Raw genomic sequence first — 20,065 nt, forward strand, 5'->3', positions numbered from 1 at the left:
TTTGATAAATTTCTATACCAAATGATTTCATACAATACAAAAGACTGGTTTACTTTCATTTTTCGTTTTCATAAAGCCGATACTTTTCGGACGCTACTGCCTATCATGTTGGCGATTGGAGCTTATTCCGGAATCATCGGGTATCTGGAAGTGGAATATTGGCAGCTTCCTGAAAACAGTTATGTAAAAAACATCACGATTATGCACGGAATGTTGGGCTTCGTGATTTCACTTTTGTTAGTTTTCAGAACTAATACAGCTTATGACCGTTGGTGGGAAGGCAGAAGAATGTGGGGGTCTTTAGTAAATAACAGCCGGAATCTTGCCATTAAATTATCAGCCATGCTGCATGATGAAAAAGACCGTGATGACTTCAGAAAATTGATTCCGGCGTATGCCATGATTTTGCACAAGCACCTGAATGACAGTGAAACCGCACAACAGCTTTTTGATGATGTGGATTTGGAAATGGACCATCACAAACACAAACCAAATCAATTGGCGGGTATGCTTTTCAAAAAAATAAATGATTTGTATGAATCCAAAAAAATTTCCGGTGACCAGCTTATTATTTTAAATGCGGAAATACAATCATTTACTGAAATCTGCGGTGCCTGCGAAAGAATAAAGAACACCCCTATACCCTACTCCTACAGCGCCTTTCTTAAAAAATTTATCTTCTTTTACGTGATGACATTGCCTTTCGGATATTCCTTCAGTCTAGGATATTACGTGGTTCCCGTAGTCGTTTTTATTTTTTATGTTTTAGCGAGTCTGGAATTAATTGCCGAAGAAATTGAAGACCCTTTTGGTAGTGATGAAAATGATTTGCCGACCTTTAAAATGGCTGAAAATATCAAAAAGCATATTGACGAAATTTTCTAGGGTTTTCTGGAACAAAGTACAAAATCATAAAAAAATATATGGGATAATATATTTGATAGAAAGTTATTAAATTTATACTCCGCAAATTTGTACCTATAAAAACGTGGCCGAACTTAAAAGTCAAACGAGTAAGAATCTAACAATAATTTTTATGTCAAATAACAGCGTATCATTACACAGAGTTCTTAAATCCACACCTGAAAAAATTTATCGTGCGTTTACTGAGGCCAATGCACGGTATACCAATAAATTAAAATATGATGAACCCGGCTTCACCTAATAAACATGGACGAATAAACACCAAGAAAGTTACTGAGTACGTTTTATGCAGACAATAACTTAGATTATGACGGCGGACAAAGCAGCTCCAGTGTAAAAATGGAACTGACTCCGAATTTTCATTTCTATTTTCCAAGTTTCAACGCAAGAAGAAAAGCAGTAATTGAACACGATATCCATCATTTGCTTACTGGCTACGAGACAACAATATCTGGAGAAAGCCAAATCAGCGCTTGGGAAATTGCAGCCGGCTGTAAAAGATATTGGGCCGCGTTTCTAATAGACACTAGCGGACTGATGTTAGGAATTGCAACTAATTTTTCCACTGTATTAAGCGCATTCGCCAGGGGCCGTCAAACTAAAAACTTATATCATGATACCTTTTCAACAGATGAAGCACTGGACTTAATAACTTAAACCTACCTTAACACCTCCCCATTTACCACTATGCCCCGCCTCAAATTCCCTGGTAATAACAGCACGCGAATATTCCAGATACAAACTCTTAATCTGAAACACAATCCCATAATTCACCTGAGCAGTAAAACGTTCTATATCACTATTCTCTATTGTATAGGGACTCGTACGATTGAACAATCCACCCTGCAATGTCGCATCATAACCAATGACATTTAGCATGGACTTACTATAGCCATAAAGTAAAAATCTCTTTTTGGTTTTAATTACGCTAAACGGCCCATTGATTATTCCAAATGTAGTGGTGGCTCCTATCCCCGCATTCGTAAACAAGGTTCCTGCCCGCAACGTTGTATTTGTTTGCAACGAAAACAAATCTCGGTAGCGTACTAATTGCTTCTCATAACTCACTTCATAGTTAAGCACAACATCATTTCGGATCTGATTTTGCCATCCTTCCGGTATCGTATTGTCTATTACCTTATGAAAGGCGACCTGTACCTCTTTCCCCAACGCCCCCGGCCCAATTACTCCTATACTAAATAGCGAGCTCAGTCGGGAAGTATTTACCGTATCTATTGCTAATGCAAAGCTTTTAAGCATAAGCGCAGCAGCAAACGGACGATCGCCATATTGGACGGAAGCACTTTTAATATCAATGGGCGTATAGCCAAGATGTTCAAGGGAAATACCGAATTTATTATCACTTTTCTTCGGGCGAACTAATAGTTTGTTCATAGGATTTCGTCTTAAACCTGGGGACACAAGTTCCAAATTATAGCCTTGAGTATAATCCTGGTCTCTCGAAGCAAAATAGTCATTATCGTAGTTGAAGCGAACATAACGATGGGCTTTCAAGTCGCGAAAAGAGGCTGTGTTATCATTTTTCTGAGCGCCAACAAAATAAGGGAGACCAATCAAAAGCAAGAGGTATAATTCGTGTTTTTTCATAACTCAAATGTACGAAAAAGGTAGAATTTATTTTAAGTATTGAAAATGTATTTATCATATAATCACCAACATAGATAGAAAATCATAAAACGCAACATTCAGAATATCGATCTGTAAGTTAACGTTCCAAATATATAAATTAGCTACTCTATTTAAAACTGTTTATATTTGATAATTGAAGTGTTAAAAAGTAGCCTGACATTATGCACAGTAAAATATTCTTAATTATTTCCATTTTAATATTTACCAAATGGCTGAAAAAAAATCAAAACTCGCTGAAATAAAAACAAAACCAACCACTGCAAGTGTCGAAGACTATATCAATGCTATTGAGAGTGAACAAAAACGCAGAGATAGTTTTGCCCTGCTGGAAATAATGAAACAAGGCAGTGGGGAAGAACCAGTCTTATGGAGCAGTTCCATTATCGGTTTTGGTGATAAACGATACAAAAGTCCCACTTCGGGAAGAGAAGTCGACTGGTTCCGGATAGGGTTTGCTCCCCGTAAAGCGAATCTCTCTCTGTACATTGGCGTAGGAGTAAAAGATCAGGCGGAGGTTCTTAAACAGCTCGGTAAGCATAAAACGAATGGAGGTTGTCTCTACATCAATAAACTGGAGGATGTTGATATCGAAATTCTGAAGGAAATGATAGAAACCGCATTAAGTAGAGAGTAAAACTATATCAGACGATTATTAAAGTCCAATGAATCAACATTTCGTCTTTTACATTCTAAGAGCTATTGGAGGTTACTAAATAAAGCCAAATCTTTAATTTATATTTGTTGTAACATTCACCCGCCTTATCGTGATTTTAGCGCTAAATACAAATACTAACAACACACCATTATGAAAAAAGGAACATCTCTTTTAACTTCCCTCCTCTTTATTCTTTTAGTTGCTACACCAACCTTTGCTCAATTAACAACCCAAAAAATTGACGTATTAATGGAAGATGCCTTAGTAAAGTTTAAGGTAGCCGGAGCATCAATAGCCATTGTTAAAGACGGTAAAGTTATTCATCAAAAAGGCTACGGAGTTACTTCTGTTGCAACAAAAAAACCGGTTAACGAATACACAAATTTTCAGATTGCATCGAATAGCAAAGCCTTCACAACGGCAGCGCTTTCTATTTTGGAGGATGAAGGTAAACTGAAATGGACCGATAAAGTAAAAGACCACATCCCTGAATTCAAAATGTACAATGATTATGTAACAGAGAACTTTAACATTCAGGACTTATTAACCCATCGCAGCGGATTGGGTTTAGGTGTCGGCGATCTGATGTTTTTTCCTGATGGTTCCACCTTTACCATTAACGACGTTGTCGCCAGTTTTCAGCATTTCAAACCTGTATCCGCTTTTCGGACCAAATTTGATTATGACAATTTACTCTATATCGTCGCAGGAGAAGTAATTGCCAGAGCCACCGGTATGAGCTACGAGGCATTTGTCCAAAAACGAATCATTGAACCTTTACAAATGAACAACACCTATGTGGGCAGCTTGTTGAAAGACAAAAACAACCTGGCAGTCCCGCACTCTTCAGAATCGGGAACCATCAAAACAATCGACGCATACGATATTGGAATGGGAAGTGCGGCAGGTGGAATATTCTCGAATGCGGCTGATATGTCAAAATGGATGCAGCTGCGTTTGGATAAAGGTAAATATGGAAATGATTTGAAATCAACTATGTTTTCTTTGAAAAACCACAATGAAATGTGGAGGTTGCATACCGTTTTTGACAACAATCCTAGTCCAAGATACAATTCTCATTTCAACGGGTATGGCCTGGGTTGGGGATTGACAGATGTCAACGGAAAATTAAGAGTATCTCACACGGGAGGTCTGCCCGGAATGCTGTCGATAGTGACGCTGTATCCCGATCTGAACTTAGGCATCGTAATTTTAACGAATACCGAAAATGGCGGTGGCGGACTTTTTACGGCAGTTACCAATAGCATTTCTGATAGTTACTTAGGCCTGGATGATTTTGGCTGGACCGGAAAAATGGTGGAACGGATGCAGAATAGTAAAAACACAGGTGATGAGATAACAAAAAAAACTTGGGAAAAAGTAGCAACCGCAAAAAACGTCAAAGTTAAAAATGAGGACTATATCGGAATTTATGAGGACAATTGGTTTGGAAAAATTGAAGTATTTGAAAAAAACAAGAAATTATGGTTCAAATCTTATCGTTCTCCAAAATTAAATGGCCCAATGGCTTTTTATAACGCCAATACTTTTGCCATTAAATGGGAATATCAAGCTATGAATTGCGATGCCCTTGCTATGTTTTCACTTGATGAGACCGGCAAAGCACAATCTATTAAAATGAAAGGTATTTCGCCAAACATTGATTTTAGTTTTGACTTTCAGGATTTAGATTTAAAACGAGTTGATAAATAAAAGCCACTTCAGCGGTTTAAATACTCCGCCACAGGTCTAAATACAAGAATATGAATGATTCTAGCACACAAAACCAGCGTATTGCAAATATGACTTTCGCCTCGGTATATCCTCTATATCTCACAAAAGTAGAGAAGAAAGGCAGAACAAAAGAAGAATTGCATCAGGTCATAGAATGGTTGACAGGCTTCGATAACCAAAAGCTGCAGGATTTAATAAACGAAAATGCAACTTTTGAAGCATTCTTCCAAAAAGCTGCGTTAAACCGCAATGCGAGTCTCATTACCGGAGTGATCTGTGGATATCGTGTAGAGGAAATTGAGAATCCTTTGACCCAACAGGTTCGGTATTTGGATAAGTTAGTGGATGAATTAGCGAAGGGCCGGAAGATGGAGAAAATTTTTCGCAGCCCACTTAAGTTCACCATTACTACATGAAAACATGGAAGTTCTGATAATATCATTACCAACACTGTGTGTCAAATTTATCTGCGCATCATTTACATGATAATTTAACAGAAATAAAAGGCAAATTATTTTTTTCAATTACTATATAATAGGAGCGCAAATGACGTACAAAAATTCTGATTCCACAATATCAAACTGAGTCTTATTAAACTCCGGTTAGAGTTGTGTCATTCTTACTGTTTGCAGTGAGAGTGATTTCTTAAAAGTAAAAAGTATGGGGATGAAAAATCATCGAATCTTCCAAAATAAGAGAATAACAAACCCGTTCGCTGGTGCATCATCCACCACTTAACACTGTTCCTTAATAAACACCTCACAACCCAAAGTTTATTTTATATTTGTCGTTCCAACACCGCAAGTCAGCGGGCGTGAACAGTAACTTGAATTCAATAACAATTAAAAACAACTCTCATTATGAAAATCTTTAAAAAAAGCGGAATCAAATTAGGTCTTATTTTAGTAGTGTCGGCTTTATCTTCCTGTGCACTAAAATCAATACCTAGTGATTACAGTCCTGTTAAATTAGAGACCGTCAATACCAGTACACTTGGAAACGGGAAAATAATGATCTATAACGGCGCCAATATTTTACATAAAATAGACAACACCGCCAGGTTGAATGTGTGGGTTGACGGCAAATCGATAGGCCAATTAAGACCCTCCGAATACATAATAATTGACTTGAAAGACGGAAAATATAAATTTACAGCGCTTCACCTGGATATGGTAAAAATGAAAAGTGAATTTCAGGTAGATATTAATGAGAATACGAAGGTAATTCGGATTGAACCTACATTCGCTTCTAATAAATTAACCATAACGAATGACTTACCCAAAAATTTCGATAAATACAAGTATGCATTGGACAGACGTTAATAAAGCTACGGATTGAGTGCCGCATAGTCCTCCTCGCAACGGCGGACCTGACAGTGTGAAGCCGCTTTAGTAACTAAACAAACCCAATACATTTAAAAACCATGAACAAATTAATTGTAAGCATTTCATTCCTACTACTCTCATTGCTCTGTTATTCCCAAAATCCAAACATTAAATTTGGAGTTCAGGCCGGATTAAACTACTCCAATTTCAGAGGCTACAACATTCCGGCAAGTGCTTCCTACTCAGAAAGTCCGGCTTTCGCTTACTTGGGGGGAATAAATTTGGAATATCTGATTAAGCAAAAATGGAGTCTGAAAGCAGAACTAAATTACGAACGAAAAACCCAAAAAGCCGATAACAGAATAGAAATCACTGATAACGATGGATTTACTACAGTTCATGAGTTTACAACCAAAAAAAAGTATGATTATTTAGTTGTACCAATCATGCTAAAATATAGTTTTACCGAAAAAAACAGCTACTATCTCAACGGAGGTCCTTTTATCGGATATTTGATCAAATCCAAAATTACAAGCGAATTCAACTCAACCGAATTCAACACCGATGACAGGGATACAACAGACAACAATAAAAAAATGGATTTTGGTGTATCAGTTGGACTTGGAAAAAGTTTTACCTTAAATCAAAAAAGTACATTCTATATTGAAATAAGAGAAAATATGGGATTGTCCAATACAAGCAAAGTCGATGTCTGGAATGGCGGAAGCGTAAAAACAAATTCACTTAATTTAATAGCAGGATATTCATTTAATTAGAATAACAACGCACCTATATAGTAATCATGAAAAAACAAAAATATGAAGTTCACTACAATCACAATTTTAATCCTGTCGTTATTGCTCCATAGTTGCTATAGCTATAAAACAATTGACCCCGGTAAAACTCCTTTGACAGAAGGGAAAAAATACAAAATTAAAATAGATGATAAATTCCAAAAGGCCAATCTCGTTAGTTTAAATGATAGTACTGCAAATTTCAAAGCAGGAAAAAAAAACATACAAATTGCTGAAAAAGACATTAAAGAGATAAAAATCAGGAAATTTTCAGTTCTCAAAACGGCATCCCTTGTGACAGGAAGTGCAGTGCTCGGAGTAATTATTGGAATCGGACTTGCATTGCAAGATTTTAATCCGGGCGGCGACATTTCTGGGTCCAAACCACAAAATTAAAAAATACGACTGCGACAAACTTTACGCCTAACAGCAAAACAGAAACACTGTGACAAAACAACATTTTAAAAATCTGGCGATTACTTTTTTCATAACAACACTGTGGTCAGTGTATGTTTTCTTTGACTATTACACTGCCTCTGGTTTCGGTGGTTTGACATTGTTCTTTAATTTTTTAGAAGCTGTAGTTTTTTCCATTGGATTAGCGCTGGTAAATCTGATACTGCGGTTCACCCTGTTTAGAAGAAACCACACGGAAAAATTTAAAGACAACTTCTTTTATATCTTCTCGGGTTTTTCCAATTTAGTTTTGGCCTTCATTTTCACAGCATATAGTATCATTACAAACCAGTTTCCAGAAATATTTATGGTTAATGAACCCATGACATTCTATACCCTTGCTAATTTTGCCATTGGAGTATTCATTATTTCCGACATGTATTATTCCTATGTCATTGCGAGGAGGAACAAAATAGCACCCGAGCGTAGCGAACTGGCGAAGTAATATCCACACTGTCATTGCGAGGAGGAACGTCGCGGCACCCGAGCGAAGCGAACTACCCAACGTCATTGCAGGGAGGAACGACAAAGCACCCGAATGAAGCGAACTCTCTTCTGTCATTGCAAGGAGGAACGACAAGGCACCCGAACGAAGCGAACTGCCCTCTGTCATTGCGAGGAGGAACGACGAAGTAATCTACCGAAGCGAACGGACGAAGTAATCCCGCACCGTCATTGCGAGGAGGAACGATGAAGTCTTTCACTGTTTAAAAACAATATAATCTCATATCAAACCAACAAATTGGTAAAGTCGTTGAGGGAAGAAATTGAACTTTATAAAAAATTATTGGCAAAATATGAAAAGTGATAAAAGAAAAAATACAACAGCTGGTAACAGCGGTTTGCAATGGCTTAATTCTGTGATTCTTTAGAAAATACGCTGATAACTCAAAGTTGGTTTATATTTGTGATTGTTCGGTGATAGTCACGCCACTGAGGCAAGCCACCGGACGGTGTTGACAACGGTGTTGAAAAATAAACATTTTAAAGATATTTCTATATCAGTAAATCCACTAAATTTACGAGCTATTCCCATTCTATAAACGCCATGTCAACAAAATACAACCCCCGATCGCGCGGATATGTATCCACACCGATAGCGCGGATTTGCAATCCGTGCCCACAAAGAATATAAAAAACTACAGCCCAAAAAGTTGTAGTTTTGTTTTTATATAAACGCCATGTCAACAAAATACAAAGCCACAACAACGGAGGATGCTTATTTTATAACCATAACAACCGTAGGTTGGATAGATGTTTTTACAAGGGTTAACCAGAAAACAGTTCTTATTAATGCCTTACAACATTGCCAGCAGAACAAAGGATTAGAAATATATGCCTATTGCATTATGTCAAGTCATATCCATTTACTATGCAAATCAACAGATGGTTTTACACTGTCAGATGTAATCAGAGATTTAAAAAAATTCACCTCCAAAAAAATCATTCAATTAATTATTGATGAGCCAGAAAGCCGGCGGGAATGGATGTTGGAATATTTCAAAAAAGCATGTGAACATTTAAAAAGAGAACAGCACTATAAAGTTTGGCAAGACGGGTACCATGCTGAAATTATTGAAACCAACTGGTTCATTAAACAAAAGGTAAATTATATCCATAACAATCCTGTTAAGGACAAAATTGTAGCTCTTCCTGAGGATTATTATTATAGTTCCGCTAGGAACTACGCAGGTTTGCACAATGATTTAAATGTTATTTTGTTAGATTTGTTTTAACTGCTGTGGGTGCACGGATTGTAAATCCGCGCTATCAGTCCCGATGTGTGGTTTTCATAAATAAATACCAAAATCCCCCATGAACCGATAGCGCGGATTTGCAATCCGTGCCCACAAAGAATATGAAACTACATCCCAAAAAGTTGTAGTTTTACTTTTATATAAATCCCAATGAACAAACTAACCGGCATCAAACTCCTCCACACCATCATATGGCTAATCTTCAACGTCATCATATTCTATTTCCTCTACGCCGTCATCATCGATAAAATAGACTGGAAAGTCTGGGCCTGCCTCGGCATACTCATTGCCGAAGGAATTATTTTAGTAGTTCTCAAATCCTTTTGCCCGGTCACCTTACTGGCGCGGAAATACTCCGATTGTCAAAAATCCAACTTTGATATCTACTTACCGGAGTGGTTAGCCAAATACAACAAAGTCATTTATACCACCATTGTTTTAATCGCCATAGTAATTCTAATCTACAGGCTTTCAACGTAACACGAATTACAAAACAACAAATATCTCATAAAATGTTAAAAATCTTACAAAAACACTTTTTGTAAGATTTTATTTATTTAAGTTTGCCGCCATAAAAACCTAAAAACCTTATTATGGCAGCAACAACGCACGAAACCACAACACCAAAAAGAAGTACAAGCGAAACAGGTCATGCCATTAATGTGGCCAACCTTCAGGATTTAATCGCTTTCGTAACCGGCTACGGAGCGGCTTACAATCCTTCTAAAACGTCGCTTAAATTACCACAACTGACCACATTGGCAGTAACAGCCAACACAAGCTTGGCGGATGTGATTACTAAAAACACGGCATACAACAACCAGGTAAACGAAAGACTGGCAGCCTTCAGTAACGTGCACTCGTTGGCAACCCGCGTGGTAAATGCACTGGAAGTAACCGATGCAGCCAACGAAAAAATCAAAGACGCCAAAGGATTCAACCGTAAACTTCAGGGGAAAAGAGCTTCCTCAGCAGTAGTCAGTGTCGATCCAAATACACAGGCACCAACCGCAATCTCTGCAAGTCAGCAGTCCTACGACCAGCAGATTCAGCACTTGGCAGGGTTAATCGCCATCTTGCAATCCGAACCAAGTTATGCACCAAACGAAACCGATTTGAAAATAGTGGCCTTAACCGCCAAGCAAGCTGACCTGACTGCAAAGAACAATGCTGTGGCAACCGCCTTCACCAACATCAGTAATTCCCGGATTGCCAGAAACAGTACACTATATGGTATCGACACGGGATTAGTGGATACCGCTACCGAGGTAAAGAAATACATCAAGACCATCTTCGGAGCCACCAGCCCGCAATTCGCACAGGTAAAAGGAATAGAATTCAGGAAAAAATTCTAACCGTTCACCGCTCACTGGAGGTGGCATTTCTTAAAACAAATAAGCCCCATTATTTTGGGGCTTATTCTTTCTCAGATTTAAGAGTACGCTTCCTCAAAAAATACTAAGACAACAGCATGTAGAATGATGTCTTCGTAACTTAGAATTACGCCTGCGTAACTTGGAATTATGCTCACGTAACTTAGAATTACCCCTACGTAACTTGGAATTATGCTCACGAAACTTAGAATTAACCCTACGTAACTTGGAATTATGCTAACGTAACTTAGAATTATCATCACGTAATTTGGAATTATGCCTACGTAACTTGGAATTATGCTAACGTAACTAAGAATTATGCCAACGTAACTTGTAAATATCCTCTCCCCTTTTCTCCGCATTTTCCCCACAAATACCCCGCAAAAAACCCCAAACCAAATTGTGCCATTCTCTAATTAATAGTATCTTTGCTTCCTTGAAAAAAAATTACAATGAAAATATCATACAACTGGTTAAAACAATTCATAAAAACAGACTGGACTTCCGAAGAAACAGCAGCTTTATTGACAGACTTAGGTCTTGAAGTAGAAGGCGTTGACAAATTCGAAAGCCTTAAGGGCGGTTTGCAAGGCGTTGTCGTTGGGCACGTCCTGACGTGCGTGCAGCACTCCAATGCCGACAAACTAAAGGTAACCACTGTGGATATTGGCAACGGGACTCCCGTGCAGATTGTATGTGGCGCCTCCAATGTGGCAGCAGGACAAAAAGTGCCTGTAGCAACCATCGGTACCAAACTATATGACAAAGAGGGCAACGCTTTCGAAATCAAAAAAGGAAAAATTCGTGGCGAAGAAAGCCATGGTATGATCTGCGCCGAAGATGAACTCGGTCTTGGCGATGGTCACGACGGGATCATGGTGCTGGACGCCAAACTTGCACCGGGAACTCCGGCCTCGCAGGTATTCAACATCGAAACCGACGAGGTTTTTGAAATCGGTCTGACACCAAACCGCGCCGATGCGATGAGTCACTGGGGTGTTGCACGTGATTTGCGCGCCGGCCTGATACAAAAAAACATCAACCACTCCGAATTGATTACGCCTTCCGTAAGCAAATTCAAAGTAGAGAAACGCATCCTCAAAATAGACGTCAAAGTCGAAGACACGAAGTTAGCGCCAAGATACTGCGGGGTAACCATCTCCGGAATCACCGTGAAACCTTCCCCGGAATGGTTAAAAAACAGATTGAAATCCATAGGCTTAACGCCAAAGAACAACATAGTTGATGTGACCAATTACGTTTTACACGAACTGGGACAGCCGCTTCACGCCTTTGATGCATCAAAAATCAACGGCAAGATCATTGTCAAAACAGTACCGGGCGGAACCAAATTCACAACTTTGGACGATATCGAAAGAACCTTACACGAAGAAGACTTAATGATATGCGACGAAAAAGGCCCTTTATGCATTGCAGGGGTTTTTGGAGGAAAGAATTCAGGAGTAACCGAGAATACGACGAGCATTTTCCTGGAAAGCGCCTACTTCAATCCGGTTTCGGTCCGTAAAACAGCCAAACGTCATACCTTAAGTACAGATGCTTCTTTCCGTTTCGAAAGAGGAATCGATCCTACTATTACTGAATATGCTTTGAAGAGAGCAGCTATTTTGATTATGGAAGTGGCCGGAGGCGAAATCACTTCCGACATCGTCGACATCTACAACAAGAAGATTGAAGACTTTTCTGTCGTATTGAACTTCAATAACGTCAAGAGAATCATTGGTCAGGAACTACCTAAAGAAACTATTAAGAAGATATTAGTGTCTTTGGACATCAAAGTAACAAGCGTTTCCGATGCCGGCCTGGGATTGGTAATCCCCGCATACCGCGTTGACGTGCAGCGTGAGATTGATGTAATCGAGGAAATACTTCGTGTGTACGGATACAACAACATCAACTTCACCAAGAAACTGAACGCAACGGTTTCCAATTCACCACGCACCGAAGATTACAAAGTACAGAACATCATCGCTACCCAGTTGACTTCATTAGGGTTTAACGAAATGATGGCGAACTCCCTCACCTCTCCGGAATACATTAAGCTATCCGACAACTTGAGAGAGGAATTCAACGTGACGATCTTGAATCCGTTAAGTAATGATTTATCAGTGCTGAGACAATCCTTGCTATTCTCAGGACTCGAAGCGGTATCCTACAACATCAACAGAAGAAACTCGGACTTGAAATTATTCGAATTCGGGAAAACATACCATAAACTGCCTTCAGGTACCGAAGAAAACAAGCATTTAACGCTATTGGTTTCCGGGAATCGCATCGCCGAAAGCTGGACCATAGAACAAAAACCATCGGATTTCTTTTTGTTCAAAGGATATGTAAACAGCATCTTATCAAGATTAGGAATTGCTAAAACGCAAAACAAGCCGTTCACTAATGATGTTTTTGCAGAAGGGATTGCAATTGCAGTAGGTAACGATACTATAGTAGAATTAGGAACAATCAAGAAGTCGATTACCAAGCATTTTGATATCAAACAGGAAGTTTTGTACGCCGATTTCAACTGGGCGTTGATCCTGAAGTTAATTTCAACCAAGATTAAATTCGCCGACATCCCCAAATATCCGGAAGTACGCCGTGATTTAGCTTTATTGGTTGACGAAAATGTCGCTTTTGATGCAATCTATAACATTGCCCGTCAATCTGAAAAATCATTATTGAAAGACGTTAATCTTTTTGATGTCTACCAAGGCAAGAACCTTCCGGAAGGAAAGAAATCCTATGCAGTGAGTTTCGTGATTCAGGACAATTCGAAAACACTGACCGATACCCAGATTGAGAAAATCATGAGCAAACTCCAGAACAACTTCGAAACGGAGCTCGGAGCCAGCCTTCGATAACAATAACTGAAAAACATTAAAACCAATTCTGCAATGAATTGGTTTTTTTTATGCCAAATTTTAATTTTGGTTAGATTTACTTTACTTTTAACTCTTACTAAAAAGAAAACTCAAATGGATAAAAATACCAAAGTCCACACTAAAGAAAATCACGGATCTGGTCATATTATTCAGAGCCTGATTGTAAATATGCTGATCGCCGTTTCCAAAGGAGTTGCAGCGTTTATGACGGGTTCCGGGGCAATGCTGGCAGAGACCATCCACTCTTCCGCCGATTGTGCGAATCAGGGCTTATTGCTATTGGGAGTAAAACAAGCGCAACAACCCGCTGATGACAAACATCCTTTTGGGTATGGTAAGTCCGTTTACTTTTGGTCATTCATGGTGGCAATGCTGTTGTTCTCCATTGGAGGGATGTTTTCCATATACGAAGGAATCCACAAATTCAATTCCCCCGAACCCGTAGAAAACATCGCATGGGGTATTGGAGTTTTGGTATTTGCCATTGCATTGGAAGGCTATGCCACTTATTCGAACATCGTTGAAATCAACAAGCGAAGAGGCAACGGGGGCTTTATAAATTATCTGCGAAACACAAAAGACAGCGATTTGATTGTAGTTTTTGGAGAGAATGGAGCGGCAGTCTTCGGATTGTTTTTGGCATTGATCGCAATGATGGCCACCTATTACACCGGTGATGGAAGATATGATGCGTTAGGTTCCCTTGCCATTGGAGTTGTTTTGATTCTCGTTGCTATTTTCCTTGCCATCGAAGTAAAATCCCTGCTGATTGGCGAAAGCGCTGACCCGATTATTATGCATACGATCAACGACATCATTAAAAAAGATTCCAATATCACTGAACTCATCAATTGCAGAACGATTCAGCAAGGTCCCGGAGAAGTATTGGTTTGTGTAAAAATAAAATGTAAACCCAATCTCGATACCCAAACCATCAGTACGCTGATTAATAGCTTCGAAACAACACTGAGGGCCAAACGTCCAGAAGCAAAATGGATTTACGTAGAACCGGACCTGCAGGAATGGAAAGCTGGATAAGCTGAATGTATTCAAATAAAAAAGTCCCGATTGCTCAGGACTTTCTTTTCAACAAAAAACAAACATCAAATCATTTACGATTTTGGAGTAACCACTTCATTGATCACGTGAATCACACCATTAGACTGGTTCACATCAGCAATAGTGATTTTTGCTGATTTTCCATTTTCATCTGTTATATATAAATCTTTTCCTTTCATCCAGGCTACTAGTGTCCCGCCACTAACTGTTTTCAACATGGCTTTTCCATTTCCTTTTTTAATGGCTTTGGCAATATCCATTGAATTCATTTTACCGGATACAACATGGTACGTTAATATCGTTTGCAGCATTTTCAAATTTTCGGGTTTCAACAGAGTTTCCACTGTACCCATTGGTAATTTCCCGAATGCATCATTTGTTGGGGCAAAAACGGTGAACGGACCGGCACTCTGAAGTGTTTCCACTAATCCTGCCGCTTTAACAGCTGCTACTAACGTGGTGTGATCCTTTGAATTTACAGCATTTTCAACAATGTTTTTAGTAGGATACATCGGTGCTCCACCAACCATCACGGTCTTTTGAGCGAAAGATGCTGTACCCAAAGCCAATGCTAATGTCAAAAATGCGCCTGATAAAATTTTACTTGTTTTCATTTTGTTATTTTTTAGGTTATTGAATCATTTACGGAAATAAATACGGGTTGGTTTTCGAAAAGAGGAATTTTTTCTAAAATTTATTTGTCAGCATATACGATTACCTTAAGAATTAAGAAAGTATGCGTACTTTTGAAAGAAGCAAATCAAGAACATGAACACAAACGAAGCATTAATCACCCGGTTTTATACCGCTTTTTCAAATTTTGATGCCGAGACGATGGCAAAATGTTATCATCCTAGTATGGAATTTCAGGATCCGGCTTTTGGGAATTTAAAGGGAAAAGAAGTGCAAGATATGTGGCGAATGTTGATTTTAAGAAGCAAGGGAGAATTAAAAATCGAATTCTTTGATGTTACCGCAAATGACAAAACTGGTTCAGCTAATTGGATCGCTACCTATAATTTCAGTAAGACAAACCGGAAAGTAGTCAACATCATCCACGCTGAATTTGAGTTCGAGGATGGATTAATACGTAAACATAAAGATGCTTTCAATGTTTGGAAATGGACTCGGCAAGCACTTGGTTTACCCGGCTACCTTTTAGGATGGACTCCCTTTTTGCAGAAAAAAATACAGCAACAATCCCGGGAATTATTGACGAAATATCAGGAAAAGTATAGCAATATTTAAACTGTGGATGCGAAATCTACTCTAAACCCTCAAAGTTAAAGACCCAATTTTTGTTCATATTATACCATAACTGTCCCTCCAAAACTTCCAACGGGCAATCAAAATTATTGGTATACAAACCACCCGTTCCTAATCCCTGTGGCATGGAATTTTGTTGTAAGTAGGTCCATTGCGCAATCGCATTCAGTCCTATGTTACTTTCCAAAGCCGAGGTAATCCACCAGCCAATTTGATACTTTTCGGCTACCGAAATCCACTCCAGAGTACCCCGAAACCCTCCTATAAAACTTGGTTTTAAAATGATGTATTGAGGTCTGATTTTTTGCAGTAATTGTACTTTTTCTTCCAGTGAAAATACGCCGATTAACTCTTCGTCCAAAGCGATGGGTATTGGAGTACATTTACACAACTCTGACATCCTGTCAGTCTTGTTTTTTTGAAGAGGTTGTTCAATACTATGTAGATTATATTCAGCTAATTGATGTAATTTATCTAAAGCTGTTTTTGAATCAAAAGAACCGTTCGCATCAACCCGGATTTCGACTTGTTCGGGAGTAAAATTTTGACGGATATAGGCCAATAACTGCAGTTCTTTATCGAAATCGATAGCCCCGATTTTAAGTTTGACACAATGGAATCCCTGTGCTATTTTCTCTCCAATTTGCTGCTTCATAAAACCCTCATCACCCATCCAGACCAGACCATTTATTAAAATTGATTTTAGACCTTTTGTAAAGTCGGAAGGAAACAACAAAAAAGGTGTTTCACTCATCAAAGATCGAAACGCCATTTCGATTCCAAACTGGATAGATGGAAATTCGATCATAGCTTCCCAAATTGATTTTTCGCCCAAATGAATATTATTGCAAACCCATTGCAATTTTTCTTCATAATCAGGCCGATCATCAATACTTAAGGTTCTGAGCAATCCGCACTCTCCTATCCCCTTTTTACCGTCGCTTTCAAGGACAATAAACCAGGTTTCTTTTTGGGTCATGATACCGCGGGAAGTACCGGACGGATTTTTGAAATCAAGAATGTATTTATGATAGGTAGCTTTCAATAACAAATGGAATTAATCTATAGTTCGCAACACTTTTCTAAAATCGTCCGACGGCAAACCAGCATTTTTGAAAGCTTCAAAATCCAGTTTTACTTTTTGCCTCCAGCTTAAACTATCGGTGACATTTTGCAGTTTGTATTTTTTGTAGATCGCTTTCGCTTCACTGTAGTGACCATTTAAAAGGTAGGCGTGAGCTAAGTTGAGTTTCACGAGCAATTCCGATTCATCTTTCTTTTCTCCTTCTTTTAGGAATTTAATGGCTTTGTCGTATTGTTTGGTATACAAATAATAAGTTCCCAATGCATTATAATCCGCAACGGTCGCTTTTCCCGAATCAAAGATGGGCATGATATTTATAATTGCGTCGCCGAATTTTCCTTCTTTCGCCAAAGCAGATGACTTAGTCCGTACATCATCATTAAGGCTGTTTTCCGCATCCGTTTCGCTCAAACAAGATTTGCCATTATCTTTAAAAGTTTTGACCTTCTCGATGCTCAATAGCTTCTGAAATTCCTGATACTTGAATTTCTTTTGTAGTTTATCCAGAATACAAATGCAATACTCGTCTGAATTTTGAAGTTTTTTGGCCGTTTCGGTAGCCTGGCATTGTGTCAATATCTTTTTCCTGTTGTTAAGACTCCAGCCCCTGCTGAGTTTCGTGTCCACCCAGGGAATTATTTCCAGCATGATTTTTTGATTCATGATCCAGTTTTTACTCTCAAAAGCAAACCATATATTAGTTGTATTAGGGCCAAAACAAGCAGATTTATCGGCGGAAAGCACTTTTGCGTCTTTGTTTACCGGATTATTCTGATACAAACAGGCCTTATCTGATTTGCCAGTGTCCCGATAGGCTTTTGCAGCAGCATTGGTTGTAAAAATTGCATATTTGCATTTGTCGTTCCCGGCTACTTTTGACAATAAAAACACTGCTCCCGCGGAACCCTGGCTTATCCCTGAAGGATCCGGTATAGCTTTTAATATGGAGACCAAACTATTTGCCATTTCCTGATTACCATCCAGCACGGTAATTCGGTAAACGATTTCCGTCGTACCGACAGGCAAATCTTCTGATTTTACTATCACGATATCACGTGCATTTACAATAATTTCGCGGGAAGTCACACGGTCTTTATCCCAATAGCCTTCCACCTGCGCAATCTGGGCGGTAGTGTTAATTGTAAAAAATAGTGATGTCAGGACCAGTAAAAAGTAGTTTGTATTCATCTTAATTTAAATAAGTTCATAGGACATCAGCAATAAGAATACCAATACTTGTTTTCTTAGGAATTTAATTCCCTAGCCCTGAGTACTTCACTTGACTTCTATTTTACAAGGAGTTCAGTGAACGTTGTTTGAAATGAAAATCCCACGCTTTTTAGCGTGGATTGCAATGAAAAGCAGGAAACAGCTCCAAATTAAAGCTCGATACTTTCGCCTATTTTGAGAAGCATTAAATCCTTGCCTTTATCGAAAAATTTCTTGATGGCCTCCACGTGATTGATTTCGATATATCCGAACGTATCGTAGTGACAGCCCAAAACCTTATCACAATCAACAAAATCGGATGCGATGATGGCATCGTCGACATCCATGGTAAAATTGCTTCCGATAGGCAAAATCGCTAAATCGAGTTTGGTGCGCATCGGAATGAGCTGCATATCCGTCGTGACTGCGGTATCTCCGGCTATGTATATGTTTTTATGTTCGCCTTCAATCACAAATCCGCCCGGGTTACCACCATAACTTCCGTCCGGAAAGGAGCTGGAGTGAATCGCATTAACATACTTTACGGTTCCGAAATCGAAAGTCCAGCTTCCGCCGTGGTTCATTGGGTGCGAATTAAAACCTTTTGCACTATAGTGGCCTGCAATTTCCGCATTGGAAACGATTAGGGCGCTGGTTCTTTTGGCAATGGTTTCGACATCAAGAATGTGATCCTGATGCGCATGGGTCACCAGAATAAAATCGGCTTTTAACGAATGAATATCAATATGATTGGCCTTTGGATTGGCAGAAATATACGGATCCACTAAAATATGCTTGCCACTGACTTCAATACCGATTGACGCATGGCCGTAGAATGTAATTTTCATTTTTTATAATATTAAATATTAAAAAATCATAGTATTTATCTTCCTCCAAGGAAAAGATTGACCACTATATCCGACAGGAAATAAATCATTGAAAGTGACAGCAAAATGGACAGTAAAAAAGTACTCAGTGCTAATTTCTTTAATTCCGGGTCCAACAATTTATGCTCTTTATTTTTGGCAACCCTGTTTAAATGGGCGAATATTGGAAAATAAGCTATTAAAAAGAAATAGAGGTCGAAATTGAAGCCTTCCGGATTTTGGTCTCGGTAGCTAAAATCAAAGATTACAGCAAAAAGAAGCATCAAAATCATGGCTGAAACGATTAAGAAAAAATGGTATTTCTTTGCCCATGCACCACCGTTTTTAACGACAATAGTATTTTTGCCTGATTTTTTATCGGATTCTTCGTCACGCATGTTATTCAGGTTTAAAACTCCGACGCTTAAAAATCCAATTGCCGCGGCCGGTAAAAACAACACCAAATCGATTTGTTTAGAGAACATGAAATAAATCCCGAACGTACTGACCAAACCAAAGAACACAAAAACAAATACATCACCATACCCTCTGTAACCATAAGGATTTTTCCCGACAGTATATCGAATCGCCGACGCAATTGCTAAAATGCCCAAGACGAAAAATAGGATGGAATAAATGAGATATTTCCCTTTAAATGAAAAATAAATCAATAACATCGCTGAAACCAATGTCAAAAAAGCAGTAATAAAAATAGCATATCGCATCGAACCGGGAGTAATGACACCGCTTTGAATGGCGCGTTTGGGTCCTACCCGATCTTCATTATCGGTACCTTTCATTCCGTCGCCATAGTCGTTTGCAAAATTGGAAAGTATCTGTAACCCTAAAGTGGTCGATAAGGCTAAAATCACAATCTTCCAGTTGAATATTCCCTGCGACATGGCAAAAAAACTACCAACTAATATTCCTGATACCGAAAGCGGTAATGTTCTTAATCTTGCGGCTTCAATCCAATGTTTCATTTGTAATATATTTTTATAATTTAATGGTTTGTT

General features: G+C 38.8%; 22 protein-coding genes. 16 read left to right on the forward strand and 6 right to left on the reverse strand.

All coding sequences use genetic code 11. From position 1 onward, the window contains the following. Positions 1 to 21 precede the first annotated feature (21 nt). The 3 genes from FNW07_RS07865 to FNW07_RS07875 all read left to right on the forward strand — a co-directional run bounded on the left by FNW07_RS07865 (position 22) and on the right by FNW07_RS07875 (position 1,581). The gene (locus FNW07_RS07865; protein ID WP_126742942.1) at positions 22 to 885 is read left to right on the forward strand and encodes a bestrophin family protein; all 864 of its coding nucleotides are present in this window, start codon (positions 22 to 24) and stop codon (positions 883 to 885) included. 151 nt (positions 886 to 1,036) lie between these two features. Further along, positions 1,037 to 1,165, forward strand: coding sequence for a hypothetical protein (locus FNW07_RS13945; protein WP_255512737.1), 129 nt, complete (start codon positions 1,037 to 1,039; stop codon positions 1,163 to 1,165). Between the two features lie 98 nt (positions 1,166 to 1,263). Beyond that, a complete protein-coding gene (locus tag FNW07_RS07875; protein ID WP_126742943.1) occupies positions 1,264 to 1,581 on the forward strand; it encodes a hypothetical protein in 318 nt (105 codons plus the stop codon). Here FNW07_RS07875 and FNW07_RS07880 read toward each other — a convergent pair. After that, positions 1,570 to 2,502 carry a lipid A deacylase LpxR family protein gene (locus FNW07_RS07880; RefSeq protein ID WP_370511498.1) on the reverse strand — a complete coding sequence of 311 codons (933 nt, stop codon included), beginning with the start codon at positions 2,500 to 2,502 and terminating at the stop codon, positions 1,570 to 1,572. The two genes, FNW07_RS07875 and FNW07_RS07880, sit on opposite strands and share 12 nt — an antisense overlap. Before the next feature lie 280 nt (positions 2,503 to 2,782). Between FNW07_RS07880 and FNW07_RS07885 the strand changes: the two genes are divergently transcribed. The 12 genes from FNW07_RS07885 (at position 2,783) to FNW07_RS07940 (ending at position 14,603) form a co-directional block, all read left to right on the forward strand. Beyond that, positions 2,783 to 3,208: a DUF1801 domain-containing protein gene (locus FNW07_RS07885; protein ID WP_126742945.1), complete on the forward strand. Its 426-nt coding sequence runs from the start codon at positions 2,783 to 2,785 to the stop codon at positions 3,206 to 3,208. Positions 3,209 to 3,379: 171 nt separating this feature from the next. Beyond that, entirely contained in the window at positions 3,380 to 4,942 is a 1,563-nt protein-coding gene (locus FNW07_RS07890; RefSeq protein WP_126742946.1) for a serine hydrolase, read from the forward strand. A gap of 50 nt (positions 4,943 to 4,992) precedes the next feature. After that, positions 4,993 to 5,379 carry a DUF2200 domain-containing protein gene (locus FNW07_RS07895; RefSeq protein WP_126742947.1) on the forward strand — a complete coding sequence of 129 codons (387 nt, stop codon included), beginning with the start codon at positions 4,993 to 4,995 and terminating at the stop codon, positions 5,377 to 5,379. 444 nt (positions 5,380 to 5,823) lie between these two features. After that, a complete protein-coding gene (locus FNW07_RS07900; RefSeq protein ID WP_126742948.1) occupies positions 5,824 to 6,285 on the forward strand; it encodes a hypothetical protein in 462 nt (153 codons plus the stop codon). A gap of 101 nt (positions 6,286 to 6,386) precedes the next feature. Continuing rightward, positions 6,387 to 7,064, forward strand: a complete 678-nt coding sequence (locus tag FNW07_RS07905) for a porin family protein (RefSeq protein ID WP_126742949.1) — start codon at positions 6,387 to 6,389, stop codon at positions 7,062 to 7,064. Between the two features lie 42 nt (positions 7,065 to 7,106). After that, positions 7,107 to 7,478 (forward strand): hypothetical protein, encoded by a 372-nt coding sequence (locus tag FNW07_RS07910; RefSeq protein ID WP_126742950.1) that lies wholly within the window; start codon positions 7,107 to 7,109, stop codon positions 7,476 to 7,478. Between the two features lie 49 nt (positions 7,479 to 7,527). Beyond that, positions 7,528 to 7,983 (forward strand): hypothetical protein, encoded by a 456-nt coding sequence (locus tag FNW07_RS07915; protein ID WP_126742951.1) that lies wholly within the window; start codon positions 7,528 to 7,530, stop codon positions 7,981 to 7,983. Positions 7,984 to 8,719: 736 nt separating this feature from the next. Further along, on the forward strand, positions 8,720 to 9,274 hold the full coding sequence (locus FNW07_RS07920; protein WP_126742952.1) for a transposase: 555 nt from the start codon (positions 8,720 to 8,722) through the stop codon (positions 9,272 to 9,274). Between the two features lie 171 nt (positions 9,275 to 9,445). After that, positions 9,446 to 9,775 carry a hypothetical protein gene (locus tag FNW07_RS07925; protein WP_126742953.1) on the forward strand — a complete coding sequence of 110 codons (330 nt, stop codon included), beginning with the start codon at positions 9,446 to 9,448 and terminating at the stop codon, positions 9,773 to 9,775. Between the two features lie 113 nt (positions 9,776 to 9,888). Continuing rightward, positions 9,889 to 10,650, forward strand: a complete 762-nt coding sequence (locus FNW07_RS07930; protein WP_126742954.1) for a hypothetical protein — start codon at positions 9,889 to 9,891, stop codon at positions 10,648 to 10,650. Positions 10,651 to 11,120: 470 nt separating this feature from the next. Next, on the forward strand, positions 11,121 to 13,544 hold the full coding sequence (pheT, locus tag FNW07_RS07935; RefSeq protein WP_126742955.1) for a phenylalanine--tRNA ligase subunit beta: 2,424 nt from the start codon (positions 11,121 to 11,123) through the stop codon (positions 13,542 to 13,544). A gap of 114 nt (positions 13,545 to 13,658) precedes the next feature. After that, entirely contained in the window at positions 13,659 to 14,603 is a 945-nt protein-coding gene (locus tag FNW07_RS07940; RefSeq protein ID WP_158626831.1) for a cation diffusion facilitator family transporter, read from the forward strand. Positions 14,604 to 14,677: 74 nt separating this feature from the next. Here the strand turns inward: FNW07_RS07940 and FNW07_RS07945 are convergent, their stop codons facing one another. Further along, positions 14,678 to 15,238: a fasciclin domain-containing protein gene (locus tag FNW07_RS07945; RefSeq protein ID WP_126742957.1), complete on the reverse strand. Its 561-nt coding sequence runs from the start codon at positions 15,236 to 15,238 to the stop codon at positions 14,678 to 14,680. Positions 15,239 to 15,392: 154 nt separating this feature from the next. Between FNW07_RS07945 and FNW07_RS07950 the strand changes: the two genes are divergently transcribed. Then, positions 15,393 to 15,872 (forward strand): nuclear transport factor 2 family protein, encoded by a 480-nt coding sequence (locus FNW07_RS07950; RefSeq protein ID WP_126742958.1) that lies wholly within the window; start codon positions 15,393 to 15,395, stop codon positions 15,870 to 15,872. Positions 15,873 to 15,888: 16 nt separating this feature from the next. On the opposite strand, the gene FNW07_RS07955 is transcribed toward FNW07_RS07950, so the two are convergent. From FNW07_RS07955 to menA, 4 genes are all read right to left on the reverse strand, one after another. After that, entirely contained in the window at positions 15,889 to 16,935 is a 1,047-nt protein-coding gene (locus FNW07_RS07955) for an o-succinylbenzoate synthase (RefSeq protein WP_126742959.1), read from the reverse strand. Positions 16,936 to 16,947: 12 nt separating this feature from the next. Then, entirely contained in the window at positions 16,948 to 18,162 is a 1,215-nt protein-coding gene (locus FNW07_RS07960) for a M48 family metallopeptidase (protein WP_126742960.1), read from the reverse strand. Positions 18,163 to 18,353: 191 nt separating this feature from the next. Then, entirely contained in the window at positions 18,354 to 19,031 is a 678-nt protein-coding gene (locus FNW07_RS07965) for a metal-dependent hydrolase (protein WP_126742961.1), read from the reverse strand. 35 nt (positions 19,032 to 19,066) lie between these two features. Further along, positions 19,067 to 20,032 carry a 1,4-dihydroxy-2-naphthoate octaprenyltransferase gene (gene menA, locus FNW07_RS07970; RefSeq protein ID WP_126742962.1) on the reverse strand — a complete coding sequence of 322 codons (966 nt, stop codon included), beginning with the start codon at positions 20,030 to 20,032 and terminating at the stop codon, positions 19,067 to 19,069. Between the last annotated feature and the right edge of the window lie 33 nt (positions 20,033 to 20,065).

This window comes from Flavobacterium sp. GT3R68, assembly GCF_007109225.1.
In the GTDB taxonomy this organism is placed as follows: Bacteria; Bacteroidota; Bacteroidia; order Flavobacteriales; family Flavobacteriaceae; genus Flavobacterium.

Bases quoted from the DNA above. Each gene is read 5' to 3' on its own strand.
- FNW07_RS07905 (WP_126742949.1), top strand. From the start codon at position 6,387: ATGAACAAATTAATTGTAAGCATTTCATTCCTACTACTCTCATTGCTC.
- FNW07_RS07910 (WP_126742950.1), top strand. From the start codon at position 7,107: ATGAAGTTCACTACAATCACAATTTTAATCCTGTCGTTATTGCTCCAT.
- menA (WP_126742962.1), bottom strand. From the start codon at position 20,032: ATGAAACATTGGATTGAAGCCGCAAGATTAAGAACATTACCGCTTTCG.
- pheT (WP_126742955.1), top strand. From the start codon at position 11,121: ATGAAAATATCATACAACTGGTTAAAACAATTCATAAAAACAGACTGG.
- FNW07_RS07925 (WP_126742953.1), top strand. From the start codon at position 9,446: ATGAACAAACTAACCGGCATCAAACTCCTCCACACCATCATATGGCTA.
- FNW07_RS07885 (WP_126742945.1), top strand. From the start codon at position 2,783: ATGGCTGAAAAAAAATCAAAACTCGCTGAAATAAAAACAAAACCAACC.
- FNW07_RS07865 (WP_126742942.1), top strand. From the start codon at position 22: ATGATTTCATACAATACAAAAGACTGGTTTACTTTCATTTTTCGTTTT.
- FNW07_RS07950 (WP_126742958.1), top strand. From the start codon at position 15,393: ATGAACACAAACGAAGCATTAATCACCCGGTTTTATACCGCTTTTTCA.
- FNW07_RS07875 (WP_126742943.1), top strand. From the start codon at position 1,264: ATGGAACTGACTCCGAATTTTCATTTCTATTTTCCAAGTTTCAACGCA.
- FNW07_RS07920 (WP_126742952.1), top strand. From the start codon at position 8,720: ATGTCAACAAAATACAAAGCCACAACAACGGAGGATGCTTATTTTATA.
- FNW07_RS07895 (WP_126742947.1), top strand. From the start codon at position 4,993: ATGAATGATTCTAGCACACAAAACCAGCGTATTGCAAATATGACTTTC.
- FNW07_RS13945 (WP_255512737.1), top strand. From the start codon at position 1,037: ATGTCAAATAACAGCGTATCATTACACAGAGTTCTTAAATCCACACCT.
- FNW07_RS07960 (WP_126742960.1), bottom strand. From the start codon at position 18,162: ATGAATACAAACTACTTTTTACTGGTCCTGACATCACTATTTTTTACA.
- FNW07_RS07940 (WP_158626831.1), top strand. From the start codon at position 13,659: ATGGATAAAAATACCAAAGTCCACACTAAAGAAAATCACGGATCTGGT.
- FNW07_RS07945 (WP_126742957.1), bottom strand. From the start codon at position 15,238: ATGAAAACAAGTAAAATTTTATCAGGCGCATTTTTGACATTAGCATTG.
- FNW07_RS07890 (WP_126742946.1), top strand. From the start codon at position 3,380: ATGAAAAAAGGAACATCTCTTTTAACTTCCCTCCTCTTTATTCTTTTA.
- FNW07_RS07900 (WP_126742948.1), top strand. From the start codon at position 5,824: ATGAAAATCTTTAAAAAAAGCGGAATCAAATTAGGTCTTATTTTAGTA.
- FNW07_RS07965 (WP_126742961.1), bottom strand. From the start codon at position 19,031: ATGAAAATTACATTCTACGGCCATGCGTCAATCGGTATTGAAGTCAGT.
- FNW07_RS07930 (WP_126742954.1), top strand. From the start codon at position 9,889: ATGGCAGCAACAACGCACGAAACCACAACACCAAAAAGAAGTACAAGC.